The organism is Adlercreutzia caecimuris B7, from assembly GCF_000403355.2.
Classification (GTDB): domain Bacteria; phylum Actinomycetota; class Coriobacteriia; order Coriobacteriales; family Eggerthellaceae; genus Adlercreutzia; species Adlercreutzia caecimuris.
Genome location: NZ_KE159646.1, coordinates 1 through 18737, shown reverse-complemented (window position 1 = coordinate 18737; position 18737 = coordinate 1). Strand labels below are relative to the sequence as shown.

The window sequence follows — 18737 nt, the reverse complement described above, 5'->3', positions numbered from 1 at the left end:
CCCCTACAGATCGACGACAGCGAGCTTTTTCGTGCCACTCACGATAAAGCCCACATCGCTTACTGTGTCTCCGGCGCCCACTTTGCCGTTGGAGGCCGCATTGCTCACCGTCAGCTCGTTGCCACTGACTGCCACCTCGCAGTTCCAGCTGTCCTCCACCTGGATGTTCTCGTTGAAGGGAATGGTCACCGACCACTTCTCGGTGGCGGCGCTGTAATTGCTGCCAGCCATCTCGTAGCGGAAGAAGACGCGGTCGTCTTCCTTCCATTTGTCGGCCACATTCAGCTGCCACTGGATCGTGTCGCTGGAGAACGCCATCATGGCCGACCCCGTCTTGTTCGACTTCTTGTCCGCGCGGGCGAGCATCACCTCTTTGGCATCGAAGCCGGCGCCTCCCAGTGTGTCCACGAGCCATAGCCCCGCATCGGACAGATCATCCAGCGTGAAGCCCGCTGTCTTCTTGCACGATGGCTTGAACAGCGCCGCTGTCTCCTTCTTGTTGGAAAGGTTCCAGCAGATGTAGCTGACGTTGAGCTCGTCCATCAGCTCCACCCAGGCATCGGCCGAGTCGTAGTCGATCTTCCCGTCACCCGAGGCCTCGCAGATGCCGAACTCGGTCACGAACACCGGCAGACCGCCCTCCACCGCCGTGCGCAAGCGCTCGCGCAGATCGGCCTGATGGGTAGCTGCGTAAAAGTGCAGCGTGTACATGATGTTGCTCTCGGCAAGAGGGTCGGCGGCGGCATCCTGAATATCCTGGGACCAGGTGGGCGTGCCCACCACGATAACGGCATCGGGGTCGTTGGCGCGAATGATCGGGATGACATCGGCAGCGTAGGCCTTCACATCGGCCCAGGTGGTCTCGCCATTGGGCTCGTTGCAGATCTCGTAGATAACGTTATTGTGATCGGCCAGATCGTGAGATACGACACGGAAGAACTCGGCAGCGGCCCATTGATTGGTCAACGGGTTGGCGTCGGTGAGGGTATGCCAGTCGACGACCACGTACATATCGGCTGCGGTGGCATACTCCACCCCCCTCAGCACCAGCTCGTTCAGCTTCGAGCGCAACGCATCGGTGGCATAGCCGCCCTCCTCAGCCGAGTAGAGCGCCAGACGCACCACATTGGCGCCCCAATCCCGCTTCAGCTCATCGAAGAACTCTTGGTTCACGTACTCGGGATACCAGGCCAGGCCGTGGGTGGAAACGCCCCGCAGCTGCACCGGCTCGCCCGCGGCGTCCACGAGCCGAGAACCCTCCACATGCAAAGCGCCGGAAGTAGAAGGCGAGGCGAGAGGTCGTGCCGATTCGGCCGCCGGATCGGCGTCCGCAGGGACTGGAGACTCGGCCGCGGCATCGTCGGCTCCGTCGTCATCGCCTTGCACCTTGGGCGGCTGGGGCATCGTGGGCGCCGTTTCCACGGCGAGGCCAGAATAGTCCGGCTCGCCCGGATCGTTGCCGGCCGCAACGGCAAGCCCCACCCCGACGGCCACAAGCGCCGCGAGCGCGAGCGCCGCCACGACAATGCGCTTCGCACGGCCCTTCTTCTGGTGATTGGCTGCAGCCATAGTCCCCGTCCCTTTCTCGCTCTACACAGAACACGGTATTGTACACCGCACGGGTCACAAGGCGCCACGCCTCCCCGAAACGCCTACGGACGCGCTTGCTCCGCCGCGTTCGCGAGAAGCGCCTGGCCGAGGGCGAGGAACTCCTGCTGATCGAGGGTCTCGCCACGGCGGCGCGGGTCAACGGAGGCCGCAGCGAACAACGTCGGCAGCAAGCCGACCACCGGGGCGCCCTCGAGCAGGCGGCCGTCGGGCAGGGCGAATGTGCCGCGCCCCGCGAAGTAGGTCTTGCAGGAGTTCGCTAGGGTTTTGCGCCGATTGGCGAAGGCGGCATCGGCCATGAGGCAGGCGGCCGCTATGACCTCGGGGGCAGCCGGAGCGCCGTCGGCCATGCGGGGCACCCGGCGGTTCAGGCGGATAACGGCGGAATCGACGCGCGGCGGGGGGAAGAAATTGCCCGGACCCACCGCGAAGCGACCCGCCACCTCGGCGTACAGGCCGAGTTTCACCGTGTAGGCCCCGTAGTTCTTGGTCCCCCGCTCGGCGGCCATGCGATCGGCCACTTCCTTCTGCACCATGATTGTGGCGCTCTCCAGGAAGGGGAACTGCTGGAAGTAGTCGAGCACCACCGTGGCCGCCACGGCGTAGGGCAGGTTGGACACGAACTTGCTCGGGGGAGGCTCACCGATGTCCGCCGCGGTCAAGTTCAGGGCATCCTTCTCGATGAGGGCGAACCGCTCGCGCCAGGGGTACAGGGTGTCGGCCAGCACGGCGGGCAGGTCGGGGTCGCGCTCGACGGCCACCACGCTTGCAGCGTGCTTCAGAAGCGCGATGGTGAGGGTGCCGATGCCCGGGCCCACCTCCAGGATGCGGTCGCGCTCCCCTACCTCGGCTAGGGCGATGATCCTCTTCAGCACGTCGTCGTTCACGAGGAAGTTCTGGCCGAGCGTGTACTTGGTGCCGATGCCATGGGCCTCGAGCACCGCCCGGGTGGCGCTGGGAGTGGACAGGGGCGACAGGCGCCCGTCGTCGGCGTAGCTAGCGGCGCCCGCCACGACCGTTGCCCTTCTTCTTGGTGTTCTTCTTGCCATAGACCGGACCGCCCTTGCCCGCGCCCTTGCGGCCGTGGGAGGCGCCTGCGCCCTTCCCGGCCGGACCGCCCTTGGCGGTGCGGCCGCCGCTGCGGGGCGAGGCCTCCTTCGGCTTCGGGGCCGAGGCGGCAACCGACAGCCGGGGACGCTTGCGGGGGCCGGACTCGACAGGCGCACCGAGCCCATCGGGCCCACCCGGCTCGTCGAGGCCGTCCGAGCCACCATCCTCCCCGAAAGCGGCGAAGTCCTCTTCCGCAAAGCCCACGAAGGCAACGGGGTCGCCCTCCGGCTCCCATTCGTCTGCAACCTCATCGAAGGAGGCCGCGCCATCGTCCGTGCCGACACCGCTGTCCGCATCAGCTTCTTCGTCCGCAAACCCGCCGTCCTCCCAGCCGAGCGCGCCGAAGCCGCCTATCGGGGGCAGCGGGTACTCCTCGGCCTCGGCGGTGATCTCGCCGTCGGCGCGAATCTTGCCCACCCAGTCGAGCACCAGCTCCAGAGTGAAGCCCGTCACGGACAGGGCCGAGCGCAGGCTGCCGATGAGCGGCTCGAAGCCATGGGGATCGCCTCCGGCTCCCACTACGTGCAGCACCGCCGGCCGCTTGGGCCGCGTGCGCAGATCGGTGAAGTAGTAGGGTTGCAAGCGGTCGAGCAGGGCCTTCATCTGGGCCGGGGCGCCGGCGAAGTACACCGGGCACACCACGATGAGCTCATCGGCCGCATCCAGGTGCTTGCGCACCTCGTCCATGTCGTCGTCGATGACGCAATGATGAAACAGCGCCTCGGATTCCACGACCGTCTCCTGGGGCAAGAGCGGGTCGCCCTCCTGGAACACGTGGATAGGCTCCTCCGAGAGGGCGCGGCACTCGTCGCAACCGATGCAGGGCCCCACGACCGTGGAGGACACCGACACGATGGACACGCCGTCGTCGGGGCACTCCTCGATGCACGCGTTGAACAGCTCGTCGGCGAGGGCCGCGCTGCGGCCGTCGGCACGGCACGATCCGTGCAGGATGACTCTATGCATGGGAGGGCTCCTTCTGCCAGGGGGTGGGGGCGCGGTCAAGCAGCGCCTCGGCATTGGCGTACAGTTGGGCGAGCAGGGTCGCGCGGGCCTCGGGCGTATCGGCGCCGAGCACCTCGCAGAGCACGGCGGCGGTCCACACCACGTGGGCCGGACCGCACAAGGTGCCGCGCAGGGGCTCGGGGGTCATGTAGGGAGCATCGGTCTCGGTGAGCAGGCGGTCCACCGGCACTATCCGGGCCGCCTCGCGCACTTCCTCGGCGCGCTTGAACGTGAGCGGGCCACCGAAGGCGATGTAGCAGCCCGCTTCCACCCAGCGAGACGCCTCGGCCCCGTCCAAGTTAAAGCAGTGCAGCAAGGTGCCGGCCTCGGGAAAGCCCTCTTCGGCCAGAATGGCGAAGCCGTCGTCGTGGGCCTCGCGCATGTGGAGGACAACGGGCAGCCCCGCCGCCTTCGCCAGGCGAATCTGGGCCCGGAACGCCTCGCACTGCACCGGGCGGGGCGACAAGTCGTAGTGGTAGTCGAGCCCGATCTCGCCCACGGCGCTCACCCGGCGATCCCGCAGACGCTCACCCAGGGCCGCGACCAGATCGTCCGTGAGGTCCTTGGCGTTGTGCGGATGCACGCCGGCGGCAATGCGCACGGCAGGAAGCGGGGGCAGCGCCCGGCGCTCTTTCCCGCCCGTTCCTTCGGCGGTCCCTTCGGCGGCCATCATGGCCCGCAGGTCGGCCGAGGCCTCCATCAGCCAGCCCGGCAACGCCTCGAAGGCGCCAAAGCCGTCATCGGCGGGATCCACGATGGTCTCCACGAACGCCACGCCGTGCATCGCGCAGCGGGCCAGCTCCAGCGCCGGGTCGCGCAGCATCTGCAAGTGCGCGTGGGTGTCGGCCACCGGCCCCTCGATCACCGGCGCCTCCACCTCGCGCCATACCCCGTGCTTGCGCTTCTGGCGGAACTTCCCGTCGTAGAATATCGGCTCGTCGTTATCCATGCAGTTTCCTAGCAATCCGCTTCCCAAGCTGCTATAATGGTTGCACCAGTAAAGCCCGGTGGTTGCGAGCCTAGGCGGGCGGCGCGGGTGTTATCGATTCGGAAAAGGTCAGTTAGCGCTGGCCTTTTCTGCTTCTCCCCTCGTCATCCTCCTGCACGATTGATTTCGTTTCTCGCCAGACTTCCAAAAGGAAGCCTGCTATGGTGGCGGCCGCGGCTGCGGCAAAAAGAACCTGTTCAAACATAGGCGGTACTCCAATCTCTCGAAGCGCCGCCCGCAGTCGGACTTTGCTAGTGCTCGCTCATTATAGCATACAAACTAACGTATTACTTTCTTACAGCTCCGGCAGGTTGTCCACGTCCAGGCGCGGGAACAGAGGGTCTCCCACCTCCACGGCCACGCTGGCGGGAAGCTGGCCCCAGGCCGTGGCCTCCTTAATGTCGGTCACCTCCGCGATGTCGCCCAGACCCAGGCGGCGGAACACCTCGGCGGACGTGTTGGGCATGAACGGCGCCAGGTACAGCGCGATGATGCGGATGGCCTCCAGACAGTTGTACAGCACGCCGGCCAGCTCATCGGCACGCGCGGGATCCTTGGCCAGGGCCCACGGGGCACTTTCCTCCACGTAGAGGTTCACACGGCTCGCGAGCTTCTGCACGGCCGCGGCCGCCCCGGTGAAGTCCACCTCGGCCATGCAGGCGTCATAGTCCGCGTACAGTGTGTCGGCGATCTCGCGCAGGGGGTTCTCGGCCGCGGCGGCCGGCGCCTCGGGCACGCGGCCCTCGAAGTACTTCGTGGTCATGTTGGTCACGCGAGAAACCAGGTTGCCCCAGGTGTTGGCCAGATCGGCGTTGTACACCTGCACCATGCGCTCCATGGAGATGGAGCCGTCATGGCCGAACTGCACGTCGCTCATGAAGTAGTAGCGGTAGGCGTCCACGCCGAAGACCTTCACCAGATCGGCGGGCATAAGGCCGTTGCCCTTGGACTTCGACATCTTCTCGCCCTTGGTGAGCAGGAAACCGTGGCCGAACACCGTGTGGGTGATGGGCATGCCGGCGGCCATGAGCATGGCCGGCCAGATCACGCAGTGAAAGCGGGTGATGTCCTTGCCCACGAAGTGGTACTGGATGGGCCAGCGGCCGTCGAACTCGGCCTCGCGCTCGCCGTCGCCGTAGCCGATGCCGGTGAGGTAGGCGATGAGCGCATCGGCCCACACGTAGAACACATGGCCCTCATCCCACGGCACGGGAATGCCCCAGTCGAAGCTGGAACGGGAGATGGACAGGTCGTTCAGGCCACCCTTCACGAAGGAGACGATCTCGTTTCGGCGCGTGATAGGACGGATGAAGTCGGGGTGCTCGTCGTAGAAGGCCAGCAGACGATCCTGGAACTCGGACAGCTTGAAGAACCAGTTCTCCTCGCCGGAGGCCTCGTAGCGCACGGGGCGCTTGCAGTCGGGGCAGACGAACTCGCCCTCGTCGCTCTTCTCCAGGTCGCTCTCGGCGTAATAGGTCTCCTCGTGGACGCAGTACCAGCCCTCGTAGGCGCTTTTGTACAACCAGCCGGCATCATGCAGGGCGCTCCAGAACTTCTGCACCGCGCGGGTCTGGCGATCCTCTGTGGTGCGCACGAAGTTCGTGTAGTCGATGTCCAGCGTCTTCCACGCGTCGGTGAAGGCCGGGGCCAAAGAATCGCACCAGGCCTGGGGGGTCATGGCGTTCTTCTCGGCGGTCTCGGCGATCTTCTGGCCATGCTCATCAGTGCCGGTGACGAACGACACGTCGTAGCCGTTCATGCGCTGGTAGCGGGTGATGGTGTCGGCCGCCACCGTAGTGTAGGCGGTGCCCAGATGGGGCGCGGCGTTGATGTAGTAGATGGGCGTGGTGACGCCGAAGGTTCCCTTGGCCATGGCTGGTCGGACCCTCCTCTCCGGATGCGCGCGGCCAATGACGCCGCCGCTCCCTCGGGGTTTTCGCATGCAGGCTATCTTAACACTGGGGAGACTCGACAGGGGCGAGAACGCCGCGGAGGGCACTGCGCGGATACGAGCCACAGACGAGGCGGATGCATGCGCGCACGGCGCGAAGGCGAATCGAAAGGCGCCGGGCCGCAGGCGCGTTAGCCGAGGATGGCGGCCAACGCGGCGGCAAGGTCCTTCACGCTGATGGGCTTGGAGAGATGATCGTCAGCGCCGGCGTGTTTGGATTCCTGCACATCCTCGGCAAACGCGTTGGCCGACAGCACCACTACCGGCAATGCGCGCAGGTCGGCCCGCTCGCTCGCACGGATGGCCCGGGTGGCCTCCAGGCCGTTCATGACCGGCATCTGAATATCCATGAGCACCACATCGAAGTGCCCCGGCTCGGCGGCGTCGAGCACCTCGAGCGCCTCCCGCCCATTGAAGGCGCACTCCACGGCAAGCCCGAGCGATTCCAAAAGCGCCGCGGCGATCTCGCTGTTCAGCTCGTTATCCTCCACGAGCAGCACGCGCGCGCCCTGAAGGGCGTCCGCCGCCGACTCCGCGTCGGGAAGCGCATCATCCGACTCGCCGGCCCCGTGGCGCAGATTCAAGCGCACGGTGAACTTCGTGCCCGCATCGGGTACGCTCTGAACCTCGATGACGCCGCCCATGAGCGACACGATGCTCTGGACGATGGAAAGCCCGAGCCCCGTACCTTCCACGCGCTCCGTGCGGGAGTCGTGCTCGCGCGCGAAGGGCTCGAAGACGTGCTCCAGAAACTCAGGGGCCATGCCGCAGCCTGTGTCGCAGAACACGAACTCGTAGTCGCTCGTGCCCTCGACGCGACCGGGACTTTCCCCCATGCGCACCTTCACCGCGCCGCCCGGTCCGGTGAACTTCACCGCATTGCCGAGCATGTTGATGAACACCTGCTGCAGGCGCAGCTCGTCGGCCTCCACCAACGGGTGGGCCACCGCGTCCATCTCCACGGAAAGCGCGATGCCGGCATCCTCGCAGCGCGAACCGAACATCGTCTCCATCTCGCAGGCCAGCGCCCGCAGGTCCACCTCGCCCGCCGAGAGCACCAGCCGGCCGCTCTCGATCATGGACAGGTCGAGCACCTCGTTGATGAGGTTGAGCAGGTGATTGCTGGACAGGGTTATCTTCGCCAGGCAGTCGTCGACCCGCGCCGGATCGCCCTCGCTCATGCGCGCGAGCTCGGTCATGCCGATGATGGCGTTCATCGGCGTGCGAATGTCGTGGCTCATGCGCGAGAGGAAATCGCTTTTGGCATTGTTGGCGGCCACGGCGGCATGATAGGAGTCCTCCATCGCCTGCTGAAGCTGCTTCTCGCGGGTTTTCATGACGGTGACGTCCTGGGTGGTGTACACCAGACGCCTCGGACGCCCCTCGTCGTCGCGCTCGACGCAGATGAGGTTGATGTCCTCCCACGTCCGATCGCCGCCGCGATCGAACAGATACTCGAAGCCGAGATTGTCCACACCGGGCGGCATTGCGTTCACAATGGCCTCGCGCGAGAAGCGCTCGCAGACCTCCCGCTTAGCCGCGTCGCCCACCACCAGACCTTCCAGACGATCGATCATATGCTGGTAGGCGCCTTCCAGCTCGTAGGGGTCGTTGGGAGTGTGAGGGCCGCTCATGTAGCGGAAACGATCGGTGTCGAAATCGATGAGCGCCAGCCGCTCGGTGAGCTTGCCCACGCCCGTCTGCACGTCGATGCGGTCTTTCATGGAGCGCGTCAGGCGGCGATGGCGGCGGTTGTTGAAGACTACGATGCCCACGATGACCACCACGAAGACGAACACGATGACGAGCAGGGCGCTCCACCCGCCCTCGTTGGCCGCATTGATCATCTGCTCGGTGGCCGCCGAAGGGAATGTTTCCAAAATAATCCAGTCCAAGCCCGCCACGGGGGTAATGCAGGCCGAACCGAGACCGCTGGTGCCCGTATAGGTGAAGGTGGCGCTCTTCCCCTCGGCGAAGGCGCGCTCGAAATCCCCGGCGGCGCCAGAGGCCAGTGCGGATGCGACGATGTCGGTGAGAAGATTCGACCCCGCAAGCGACCCGTCGGAGGCCGCGACCACTTCTCCGGTGGGCAGGCACAAAAGCACGTGGGACTCATAGCCGAAGAAACTGCCCTGCAAAAGCTCGGTGAGGCGCTCCTCGCTGTAGTGCGCGAGCAAAAGCCCGATAACCGGGCCGTCGGCTCCCTCGCGCACGGGGGCGTAGAAGTAGATGAGGTTCTCGTGGGTGAGCCGCGTGTTGAAGATGCACTCGATGCCGGATTCGCCGGCCATGGCGCGCTGATAGTAGGTACGATCGCTCACATTCACCGCCTCGCGGCCCGACGAATGCTGCATGCCCGCCGCGTCGACGAAGTCGATGGTGTCGAAGGGAGAGGTCTCCCCCACATCGCGCAGCCATTCCTCGCTGGTGGCGATGGCGGCGGTGTCGGGAGCCTCCGACGCGAGCGCGGCGATGGTCTCGATGTCCTTCTGGGTGTTCTGCATGAACGTGCCGACGAGCTTCGCCGTTTGGCTGGCGGCATCGGCGACGTACTGGCTCGTCTGGGACACGATGCGATTGCTCGTCTGCTGCATGAACATGGAGAACGTGACGACGACGGCGATGAAGACGACGAGGAAGGCCGCCACCGACAGCCAGTACTTCCTTCCCTCGTTCTCCATAGGCACCCCCTCGGGGTCGCGTTTCCCTCAGCAAAGTTTCCCTCAGCAAATCATGATACTGGATGGAGCCGGCGCCCGGGAGCGGGATTTCCCAGAAGCGCCGGAATGTCATCGCACATTTCGGCAAATTTCCCTTTACATTCCCCAAACTCGCACTATAATACAATCAATTGGAAAAGCAGCGGGGCTCGCGGGCGAACACGAGCGCGCTTACGGGAAGCGAGGGGATGAGCCATGACGCCGATCGTGCATCGAGACCCACGGAGGGCATCGGTTATTTTCCCGAGAAAGGCGCTAACGCCTCGAGGCACTGCCGCGAAGCGGATGGCTGCCCTTGCAATGGCAGGAGCCCTGGTCGTCCTCCTTCTCGGACCGGTCGGGTTCCCGGGCGCTCCGGCCGCCGTGCCCGCTGCCGCCGACCAAGGAGACGCCGCCGATGCCGTGCTGCCCGCTACGGGAAACGGCGGCAGCACCCACGTCAAGGCCGCCAGCCCTCCCCGAACCGTCACCACGTACGCGGCAGCCAACGCGCGGCGCACCCCGCCCCGGGCGATTCTTCGGGGGTTCGGGCAACGTAACGGCGCGGCGGCGGGCGCCGTCCCGGCCGGCAGAGCCGAAAACGCGGAAGGCACCGGGGCCGCGGGCGCGAACTCATTCGGAGAAGACGCCGGCAGCACCGCCGCCGCAGGCACGAGCTCCGCGCCCACGGCGAAAACCCCCGGCACGCTGGCAATCGGCGGCGCCGTCATTCCCTACCGCGATGTGCGCGGCGGCACCACCCCGGCAACGGGCGCGGGGCTCTGGCTCGGTTCGGATGCCACAGACGATGGCAGCTGGGGCTACTTCGTCGGCCACAACCCGGGCAGCTTCGCCCCGGTGCGCTCCCTGAAGGCCGGCGATGCAGTGACCCTGACCGACCGGACGGGAAAACAGCGCTCCTACCACGTGCGCTCGGTGCTCACCGTAAGCGCGGCAGCCACCTGGAAAACCGTTGCGCCCCTGGTAACCGGCTTCGGCGAGTCGATCCTATTGCAGACGTGCACGGGCGACGGCCTGACCAACACCATCGTCGTCGCCGTCTAGGAAGTCGCTCCGCCGCCTCCGGCATCGGCAACAAAAAGGGCGGCCGCGAGGCCGCCCGCTGAAACCGCTGGAATACGCCCAGATCTACAGATCGTCCTCGTCTTCCACGAGCTCCACGCCGTGATGATGGTCGTGCTCGCCGATATCGGTCACCGGCTTCTCCAGCCCCTCGATGACGATGCCGTGCTTCTCGGCGTAGTCCCACAGGGCTGCGTGGATGGCCTCCTCGGCCAGAAGCGAGCAGTGCACCTTCACCGGCGGCAGACCGTCCAGCGCGTCCATCACGGCCTTATTGGTCACCTCGAGCGCTTCCTGCACGGTCTTGCCTTTCACGAGCACGGTGGCCATGGAGCTCGTGGCAATGGCCGCGCCGCAGCCGAAGGTCTTGAACTTCGCATCCTGGATGACGCCGTTATCGTCGATGTCCAGGTACACGCGCATGATGTCGCCACACACGGCGTTGCCCACCGTACCGCAGCCGCTCGCGTTCTCGATCTCGCCTACGTTCTGGGGGTTCGTGAAGTGCTCCATCACCTTATCGGAGTAGTTCATTGCCATAGTTGTTCCTCATTTCGCTCAAAATGTCGTCGTTGAAGTGGGGGGTGTTCCGCCGCCCGGGCTAGTTCGCGTAGGGGAAGCCGTCGGCCTTGAAGCGCTCGATGACCGATTCCACCTTGCCCTGCTGGAAGTCCTCGTACAGCGGGCTCATCATGCGCAGGTTCGCCAGGGTGGTCTTCAGGGAGTCCACGGCGAAGTCCACGTCTTCCAAGGTGGTGTCGCGGCCGATGGTCATGCGCAGGCTGCCGTGGGCGATCTCGTGGGGCAGGCCGATGGCCAGAAGCACGTGGCTCGGATCCAGCGAGCCAGAGGTGCAGGCACTTCCCGACGACACGCAGATGCCGCGGGCCGCCAGCTGCAAGAGCATGCCCTCGCCCTCGATGAACTCGAAGGAGAAGTTCACGTTGTTGGCCAGGCGGCTCTCCCAGCTGCCGTTCAGCTTCGCCGAGGGAATCTCGTCCAAAATGCGGCGGATGGCATGGTCGCGCAGGGCCAGCTGCCGGTCGTGCTCGCCGGCCATGTCGGCCGCGGCCAGTTCGGCCGCCCTCGCAAAGCCCACGATGCCGGGCACGTTCTCGGTGGAGCCGCGCCGGCCGCGCTCCTGCTGACCGCCGTCGATGAAGTTTTCCACCTTCACGCCCTTGCGGATGTAGAGCAGGCCTGTGCCCTTGGGCCCGTAGATCTTGTGGGACGAGGCGGACAGCATGTCGATGCCCATCTCCTTCACGTCGATGGGCTCGTGGCCGAAGGCCTGCACCGCGTCGGTGTGGAAGGCCACGCCGTGCTCGCGGGCGATGGCGGCCAGCTCGGCAACGGGCTCGATGGTGCCGATCTCGTTGTTGGCGAACATGATGGAGGCAAGCGTGGTGTCGGGGCGAATGGCCGCCTCGAAATCGGCGGGGCGCACCAGGCCGTGCTCGTCCACGGGCAGGTAGGTCACCTCGAAGCCCTCCTTCTCCAGGGCCTCGCAGGCGTGGAGCACCGCATGGTGCTCGATGGCGCTCGTGATGAGGTGCTTGCCCTTGCCGGCGTTGGCGCGGGCAAACCCCTTGATGGCCCAGTTGTCCGACTCGGTGCCGCCGCTCGTGAAGTACACCTCGCGGGGCGCGGCGCCAATAAGACCGGCCAGCGTCTCGCGGGCATCGGCCACGGCATCGGAAGCCTCCTGGCCGAGCGGGTAGATGGAAGAGGGGTTGCCGAACTGCTCGGTGAAGTACGGCAACATGGCCTCCACCACCTCCGGACGCACCGGCGTGGTTGAGGCGTGGTCAAGGTAGATCTGCTTCATGGGGCTCACGGTTCCTCGTTCTTACGGCGATGGCGCCCTCTCTCCGCGGTTATGGAAATCGCGTCCGTTGATCGCGCCATCTAAGTCTAGTGGTTTGCTAGGTTTTAATATAAACGGGAAAATGGGTTTGTCAAGAAGGGAACGGCAACGATATGAAGATCTCGACGAAAACTCGCTACGGCATGCGCGTCATGCTGGATTTGGCAGCGCGCTACGACGAGGGGCGCGCGCCCTTGAAGGATATCGCCGAGCGCCAGGGGCTTTCCAAGAAGTACCTGGAGCAGGTGGTGGCACCACTTGCCGCGGCGGGGCTGCTCACCGTCACACGCGGGTACGCGGGCGGCTACCAGCTGGCCCGGCCGCCGCGCGATATCACCCTCGCCGACGTGGTGAGCGCGTCCGAAGACGGCCTCGAGCTCATGACGTGCACGAGCGATCTTCTCGCCTGCGAGCGCGCCGACGGCTGCCCGAGCCGCCGCGTCTGGGGCGGCCTGCAAAATGCCGTCAACGATTACCTGGCCAGCCAGACCCTGGCCGACATGGTGGCCTAAGCGCGAGGAAGCCGCCCGAAGGCGGCTTCCTCGCACGATCGAAAGAGCAGCGGCAGCGCCGAAGCTTAGATGTACGGGTTGCGGTTAAAACCGGTCACCTTGCCCTGAAGAGGCGTGCCTTCCAGGGAGTTCGCACGCAGGCCGAGTGATTCCAGCTTGCCGAGGCCCTCGATGGCCCTCAGCTTACCGCAGTTGTGAAACGCCTTGGCTGAAAGATGCACATCGCCGTCCGATCCCTCCAGCTTCACCTTCGACAGCGCCGTGCAGTTCTCGAAGGCGCCGCCACGTACCAGGAGCTCATAGGAGCGCAGGCGCACCGTCACCGACTTCAGGGCCTTGCAACCGTAGAAAGCCTTGGTGCCGATCTCGCATTCGTAGTCGTCGTCATCGTCGTCGGTGTAGTCGATGGCCGTCAGCTTCGGCAGGCTCTTCAGCTTCGAGCACCCGTAGAAGGCCTCGCGGCCGATCTCGTTGATCCGGTAGTTCTTCGAGCGGAACGTGGTCAGCTTCTTGCATTTGTAGAAAGCCCTGTCGCCGACAGAGGTAATGGCAGCCTTGGAGGCGTTGAAGATCTTGAGGTTCTTGCAGCCGTAGAACGCCTTGTCGCCGATGGAGTCGATATTGGCCTTACAGGTGACCTTCTTCACCTTCGTCAGCTTGTAGAAGGCCCTGTCGCCGATCTCCTTCACATGCACCGTGCGCTTCTTGCCCTTGTAGGTGATCTTGAAAGATTTCGGAATGGTGTAGCTCGTCTTCTTCTTGTTCACCGGGCCGCGGTACTCCGCCTCCAGGTACCAGCCGCGCGGGCCGTCATCGTCGTCATCGTTGTAGTCGGCCTCGATCTTGTACTTCGCACCCTGGTAGACATAGGAGCGGTGGATGGTGTCGGCCTGGGCGGGCGTTGCCGCACCGAGCGCGATCAGAGTCGCAACGGCGAGGGCGACGGCGACAAGAGCCGCAACGGGAAAGGCGCGACAGGAACGGGCAGTTGTCATAGAGGCCTCCTTCGGGCAGCCCAACAGATAGCGCCATTATACGGAGGTGTTGGCGGAAAAGCCACTTCGTTTACGAAATGCAGGCTTATCGCGAATCACGAGAGACGCACTCGGCACCCGCGGGAAGCCCTCCGCTACCGCAGCCTGGCACAGTCCTTCCGCTGTGCACATCCCCCACCCGCCCTGTCGCCACCCCCAGCCCCGACTGTCCCGCTCGGGGTTGCGGAAAGCGGGGCGAAGGGGTATATTCGGGCAGACTCTTACCCATGAGAGAAGGAGAACCACCATGAGAGAGAAGCGACGGGGGTCGCTTCTGCGCCTCGGCTTGGCGGCCGTGCTCGCCTGCGGGATGCTGCCCGCCACGGCGGCGGCCGAGCCGGAGGACCAAATCACAGAGACCCCCCCCCATCGAGTTTTCTGAGGTCGTAGACGACCTCCCCGCTGCCGAGGGCCCCGCGCCCGGCGACCCGGACGACACCGCCGGCGCCGGCACCCCGGACGGGCCCGCGGCGGCCGAGGGCCCCGACGGCGAGAAGCCCCCGGAGCCCGAACCTTCCTCCCCTGCCGGCGCGGACTCCCCCTCTGGCGCCGACGGCAACTCTTCCGATGATTTCCCAGAGCCGCCCGACGCGGAGGCCTCCGAGGGAAGCGATCACGCACAGACGACGGCCGACCTCGCCGCGAGGACCGTGGGCAGGGCGTTCCGATGCGCCAAGCCGGCCCCGACGGCCGCAAGCCCCCGCACCGCTCAGCCCACTACAGCCCCGAGCGCAGACTCCTTCACCCTTGGCGATTTCACCATCTGGGGCATCGACGGCGATGCGGTGACCGCCGCCGACTTCGCCTACGACGAGGCGGCCAAGACCCTCACGGTGAACACCGACAAGCACTTCGCCATCCAGAACGCCGATCAGACGAAGGACTCCGACGGCTACCTAGCTGTGAATTCGTCGGCGGCCATCGTTATCCCCGCCGGCCGCGACGCTCACATCACACTGGCCGGTGTCGGCATCCTCAGCACGGCACCCCTGGATCTCGCAACCGGCGCCTCATGTTCCCTCGTGCTGGCTGACGGGACGAAGAACAGCTTCAAGACAAACTATCCCACCACCGCCTCTGCCACGGACAACCACTCTGCCATTCACTGCGGAACGGGCTCTTCCATCTCCATCGACGACTCAGTCTCTAATCGCACGAGCAAGGGGACGCCCGTCATCCCCGAGGATGGCGTCGTGCCGAGAAATCCCGACCTCAATCCGGGCGATCCCGCGGCAGATGAGCCATATCTTTTAGCCAACGGCGCAAAGGTGAGGGCGGGCGATCCGCTCACGAAACTAGACAGCGAGAATCCAGGTGCGCTCCTTGCCCAAAATGACGCCAACGGAATGGCGGCGGCCATCGGAGCGCCCTACGGTGAAGCGGGCGGCAGCATAACCATCGACGGCGGCATCATTACGGCAATCGGAGGCCGCGGAGATCGCGGGGGGAGTGGCTACATCGACTATGCGGCCGGCATCGGCTCGGCAGGACCCGCAGGCGGCGACGGAACGGGCCTCGGCGAGTGGATCACCATCAACGGCGGCCGTATCACGGCCCAGGGCGCCTACCACGGACCAGGCATCGGAGGAGGACCCGCAGGAAAAACGGGGAACATCTGCATCAACGGCGGCTACGTTGTCTCGAATGGCGGTGTTCATGGCCGAGGCTTCGGCACCGGTTGCGAAGGTGGTAACAGCTCCGAGTTCCAGATCGTACTCACGGGCGGCACGCTGCTGCCCACCGGCGGCCGCGAGTACAAACCCGCCGATATCGGGGCCCCCGGCGCCAAGGTGACCATCACAGGCGGTTCCATCGGCAATAACCTGGGCGTCGACTCGTTCATTTTCGACGGCACGGCCACCAACGCTGAGGGTGAGCCCATAAAAATGATCCAGGTGGACCTCACCTCCGACGTGGGTGAGAGCGCCTTCGCCCTCAGCGAGTGGGAGCTCAAGGTGGACGGCGTGCCCTACGACTACGGGGCGCCCGCCGAGTTCGACAAGGGGCACCTGTACCTGTGGCTGCCCGAGCGCGTCGTGAAGGACTCCGAGGTGACCGTGCAGTTCACCTACCTGGACACCGACAAGCTGGACGAGAGCGGCAACCCCACCCCCGTCACGCCGCTGCCCCTGTTCCGCCCCGCCGACAGCTCGCTGCCGCCCGGCGTCACCAACGACGGCAAGCTGCGTCGCTACGTGGACTTCGAGCTGGACCCCGACTACCTCGCCGGCCTCAGCAAGTACTACGACGGCGAGCCCTTCCCCGTGTTCCCCCTGCCGCTGCGCACGCCCGACGGGCGCGACCTGACCCAGGCCGACAAGATCACCTTCAAGTACCAACGCCTCGACCCGTCGGGCAACCCTGTGGGCGCGGAGACCGACAACGGCGCCGACGTGGGCACCATGACGTTCACGGCCATATCGACCCAGTACTCCGACGACACCGAGGGGAACTTCTCGGAGAGCTACTGGGGCCACCGCGCCACGGGTCGCTGCGAGATCTGGCCCATCGGATCCCAGGTGGCCATCAAGAGCGCCACCTGGGAGAACGGCCAGGCTAGCGTGCAGGAGAACCCCTCGGATCGCAAGCTGTCACTCACCTGCACGGTGAAGCGGGCCGACACCGACCCCTCCGGCGCCCCCACCAAGGCCACCTGCGCCGCGCCGGCGGGCTACATCCAGCTGTTCGTGGACGGGAAGAAGGTGGGCGACCCCATCGAGATCCTCTTCGCCGACAAGACGCTCCCTGACGGGACGGTGCTGCCGGCCAACGCCACGGCCAGCGGAGACACGACCACCTTCACCTACACCGCCTCGCCGGCCGAGGTGGACCACCTCGTGCCCGTGGCCACCCCCAACGGCCGCCACGTCATCTCGGTGCAGTACCTGCCCCCGAACGACGATGATGCGGCGCCAGCGAACTACCTGGCCAGCGCGAACCCGATCGACGACCCCAGCCACGCCCCCGAAGTGGAGGTGGCCATCTCGCCCATCGACCCGAACCCCGCGGTGACGCCCGAGCCCGACCCCGACTGCACCGACCCCGACGCGCCCGAGCCCGAGGTGTCGACGGGGCCGGGGCAGCCCGCCGACCCGGGCGCCGACCCGGCCAAGCCCGGCGACAAGGTGTTCCGCGGAGAGATCGTCACCACCTGGGGCGAGCCGAGCGAGGCCGACCCGCACCCGGGCCGCGTGCTGCTGAAGGTGGACACGCCCTCGTCGGGGCCGATCAGCGTGACCGACGCGAAGGGCAACGTGTTCGAGGCGGACTTCCTGCGCGGCGAGGACGGCCAGCCGGTGCGGGGCGAGGACGGCTCCTACACCCTCGTGCTGGACCCGACGGCCGTCGGGCGCGGCGAGCTCACCTTCAGGCAGGAGCCCAACGGCGCCTACACCGGCAGCACCTGGGTCTACGACGTCATCGTGCTGCCCCGGCCCGAGATCGCGCCCGCGCCCGCGCTGGCCAAGAAGGCGCAGAACCTGACCCATCCGAACGGGCCGACGCAACCGGGCGACCGCATCCGCTACACGATCACGGCGTCGAACACGGCGGCGGGATCGCTGTGGATGCAGGGCGTGGTGACCGACCCGCTGCCGGCCTGCCTCGACCTGGACGAGAAGAGCCTGCGGCTGGACAACCCCCGCGGCGGCGTCGCCGACCGCGCGCTCGAGAAGGCCCCGGCGGTGGGCGGCGCGGACGTGGGGAGGTTCTCGCTGTCGGCGCCGGCGGCCGACGGAAGGCCCGTGCTGACGGTACCCGTGGGCGACGTCGCCGGCGGGGCCTCGGCCACAGTGACCTTCGAGTGCACGGTGCGCGCCGACGCGGCCGGCGAGGGGGCGTCGGCGGCCGACCTGGGGAACGTGGCCCAGGCGACGGGCACGCGGCCCGACCCGGCCGACCCGGAGAGACCGATGCCCTACCCCGACAACCCCGGGCAGCCCCTGCCCGTGAACCCCGACCCCACCGACCCGGCCACGCCGCCCGGCGGCGGGACCGTGGCGCCGGCCGACCCCGACGTCCGGGTGTCCAAGAGCGTGGAGAACCTGACCGCGCCGGGCGCCAAGGTCACGCACCTGGGGGACCGCCTGCGCTACACCGTGGAGCTGCGCAACGACGGGCCGGCTGACAGCTGCCTCATGGACGCCGCCGTGTCCGACCCGCTGCCGGCGGGCATCGAGCCGGTGCCCGGCACCATCCGGCTGGCCCTGGACGGCGGCGAGCCCGTCGCGGTTCCCGACGAGGCCTACGACCGGGCCAGCCGCACCATCGCCGTAACCTGCGGCGATGTGTGGGGCGGGCACGCGGCCACCCTGGCCTTCGAGTGCACGGTCGGCGAAGCGGCCCTCGGCGCCAACGCGGCCAACATCGCGCTCGGCCACGGCGAGGTGCCCTCCGAGAGCCCGGGCTCGCGCCCCGAGGGGCCTAAGCCCGGCGAGCCCGCAGAGCCCCCGGCGGGAGACCCCGAGGCCTTCTCGCCGCCCGCCGTGCCCGGGCCGGTCGTCCCCGGCGACCCCGGCGAGGGCGACGTCTCCATCGACAAGACCGCCGAGAACCTCACGCGGGACGACGGCGCCACCCGCGCGGGAGACACGGTGCGCTACCGCATCGCCCTCTCGAACTCGAAGCCCGGCACCGGCTGGATGGACGCGGTGATCCGCGACGAGGTGCCCCGCGGCCTGGAGCCCGTGAGCGGGACCATCCGCCTCACGCTGCCCGACGGCTCGGAGGTCTCCGTCGACGATGCGGCCTACGACCCGAAGACGCGCGTCCTGGCCGTGGCCTGCGGGCACCTCTACGGCGGGCAGGAGGCCGTGCTCGTGTTCGACGCGCTCGTGACCGGGGAGGCGGCGGGAGCCGACATCGGCAACGTGGCGGTCGGC

Annotated in this window: 12 protein-coding genes and 1 pseudogene; 4 read left to right on the top strand and 9 right to left on the bottom strand. The window is 66.7% G+C overall.

The features are described from left to right. Positions 1-3 precede the first annotated feature (3 nt). From C811_RS15580 to C811_RS15570, 6 genes are all read right to left on the bottom strand, one after another. Positions 4-1569 (bottom strand): cellulase family glycosylhydrolase, encoded by a 1566-nt coding sequence (locus C811_RS15580; protein WP_016308263.1) that lies wholly within the window; start codon positions 1567-1569, stop codon positions 4-6. 83 nt (positions 1570-1652) lie between these two features. Further along, positions 1653-2621, bottom strand: a complete 969-nt coding sequence (rsmA, locus tag C811_RS04400; RefSeq protein WP_016308262.1) for a 16S rRNA (adenine(1518)-N(6)/adenine(1519)-N(6))-dimethyltransferase RsmA — start codon at positions 2619-2621, stop codon at positions 1653-1655. Beyond that, positions 2605-3684, bottom strand: a complete 1080-nt coding sequence (locus tag C811_RS15575) for a flavodoxin family protein (RefSeq protein WP_016308261.1) — start codon at positions 3682-3684, stop codon at positions 2605-2607. The genes rsmA and C811_RS15575 overlap by 17 nt, the downstream gene beginning before the upstream one ends. Further along, positions 3677-4672, bottom strand: a complete 996-nt coding sequence (locus tag C811_RS0102525) for a TatD family hydrolase (protein WP_016308260.1) — start codon at positions 4670-4672, stop codon at positions 3677-3679. Before C811_RS0102525 ends, C811_RS15575 begins: the two co-directional genes overlap by 8 nt. Positions 4673-5006: 334 nt before the next feature. Then, positions 5007-6584 carry a methionine--tRNA ligase gene (gene metG, locus C811_RS04395; protein WP_016308259.1) on the bottom strand — a complete coding sequence of 526 codons (1578 nt, stop codon included), beginning with the start codon at positions 6582-6584 and terminating at the stop codon, positions 5007-5009. A gap of 209 nt (positions 6585-6793) precedes the next feature. Beyond that, on the bottom strand, positions 6794-9343 hold the full coding sequence (locus C811_RS15570) for a hybrid sensor histidine kinase/response regulator (protein ID WP_016308258.1): 2550 nt from the start codon (positions 9341-9343) through the stop codon (positions 6794-6796). A gap of 246 nt (positions 9344-9589) precedes the next feature. Between C811_RS15570 and C811_RS04390 the strand changes: the two genes are divergently transcribed. Next, positions 9590-10426 (top strand): sortase domain-containing protein, encoded by an 837-nt coding sequence (locus C811_RS04390; RefSeq protein ID WP_156997036.1) that lies wholly within the window; start codon positions 9590-9592, stop codon positions 10424-10426. Between the two features lie 84 nt (positions 10427-10510). Here the strand turns inward: C811_RS04390 and nifU are convergent, their stop codons facing one another. Together nifU and nifS are read right to left on the bottom strand one after the other, a co-directional pair. Further along, positions 10511-10984: a Fe-S cluster assembly scaffold protein NifU gene (gene nifU / locus C811_RS04385; RefSeq protein ID WP_016308256.1), complete on the bottom strand. Its 474-nt coding sequence runs from the start codon at positions 10982-10984 to the stop codon at positions 10511-10513. Between the two features lie 61 nt (positions 10985-11045). Continuing rightward, positions 11046-12272 (bottom strand): cysteine desulfurase NifS, encoded by a 1227-nt coding sequence (gene nifS / locus C811_RS04380; protein ID WP_016308255.1) that lies wholly within the window; start codon positions 12270-12272, stop codon positions 11046-11048. A gap of 152 nt (positions 12273-12424) precedes the next feature. Here nifS and C811_RS04375 point away from each other — a divergent pair, with 152 nt between their 5' ends. Then, the gene (locus tag C811_RS04375) at positions 12425-12823 is read left to right on the top strand and encodes an RrF2 family transcriptional regulator (RefSeq protein WP_016308254.1); all 399 of its coding nucleotides are present in this window, start codon (positions 12425-12427) and stop codon (positions 12821-12823) included. Between the two features lie 65 nt (positions 12824-12888). Here C811_RS04375 and C811_RS04370 read toward each other — a convergent pair whose 3' ends face one another. Further along, positions 12889-13818 carry a leucine-rich repeat domain-containing protein gene (locus tag C811_RS04370; RefSeq protein ID WP_016308253.1) on the bottom strand — a complete coding sequence of 310 codons (930 nt, stop codon included), beginning with the start codon at positions 13816-13818 and terminating at the stop codon, positions 12889-12891. A gap of 286 nt (positions 13819-14104) precedes the next feature. On the opposite strand from C811_RS04370, the gene C811_RS17150 reads away from it, so the two are divergent. Together C811_RS17150 and C811_RS04365 are read left to right on the top strand one after the other, a co-directional pair. Continuing rightward, positions 14105-14239 carry a hypothetical protein gene (locus C811_RS17150; protein ID WP_016308252.1) on the top strand — a complete coding sequence of 45 codons (135 nt, stop codon included), beginning with the start codon at positions 14105-14107 and terminating at the stop codon, positions 14237-14239. 268 nt (positions 14240-14507) lie between these two features. Continuing rightward, a pseudogene (locus C811_RS04365) lies at positions 14508-18737 on the top strand (DUF11 domain-containing protein); the annotation flags it as partial.

Excerpts from the sequence above, each read along its gene's own strand:
- C811_RS15580 (WP_016308263.1), bottom strand. The coding sequence starts at position 1,569 with ATGGCTGCAGCCAATCACCAGAAGAAGGGCCGTGCGAAGCGCATTGTC.
- C811_RS15575 (WP_016308261.1), bottom strand. The coding sequence starts at position 3,684 with ATGCATAGAGTCATCCTGCACGGATCGTGCCGTGCCGACGGCCGCAGC.
- C811_RS0102525 (WP_016308260.1), bottom strand. The coding sequence starts at position 4,672 with ATGGATAACGACGAGCCGATATTCTACGACGGGAAGTTCCGCCAGAAG.
- metG (WP_016308259.1), bottom strand. The coding sequence starts at position 6,584 with ATGGCCAAGGGAACCTTCGGCGTCACCACGCCCATCTACTACATCAAC.
- C811_RS15570 (WP_016308258.1), bottom strand. The coding sequence starts at position 9,343 with ATGGAGAACGAGGGAAGGAAGTACTGGCTGTCGGTGGCGGCCTTCCTC.
- nifU (WP_016308256.1), bottom strand. The coding sequence starts at position 10,984 with ATGGCAATGAACTACTCCGATAAGGTGATGGAGCACTTCACGAACCCC.
- nifS (WP_016308255.1), bottom strand. The coding sequence starts at position 12,272 with ATGAAGCAGATCTACCTTGACCACGCCTCAACCACGCCGGTGCGTCCG.
- C811_RS04375 (WP_016308254.1), top strand. The coding sequence starts at position 12,425 with ATGAAGATCTCGACGAAAACTCGCTACGGCATGCGCGTCATGCTGGAT.
- C811_RS04370 (WP_016308253.1), bottom strand. The coding sequence starts at position 13,818 with ATGACAACTGCCCGTTCCTGTCGCGCCTTTCCCGTTGCGGCTCTTGTC.
- C811_RS17150 (WP_016308252.1), top strand. The coding sequence starts at position 14,105 with ATGAGAGAGAAGCGACGGGGGTCGCTTCTGCGCCTCGGCTTGGCGGCC.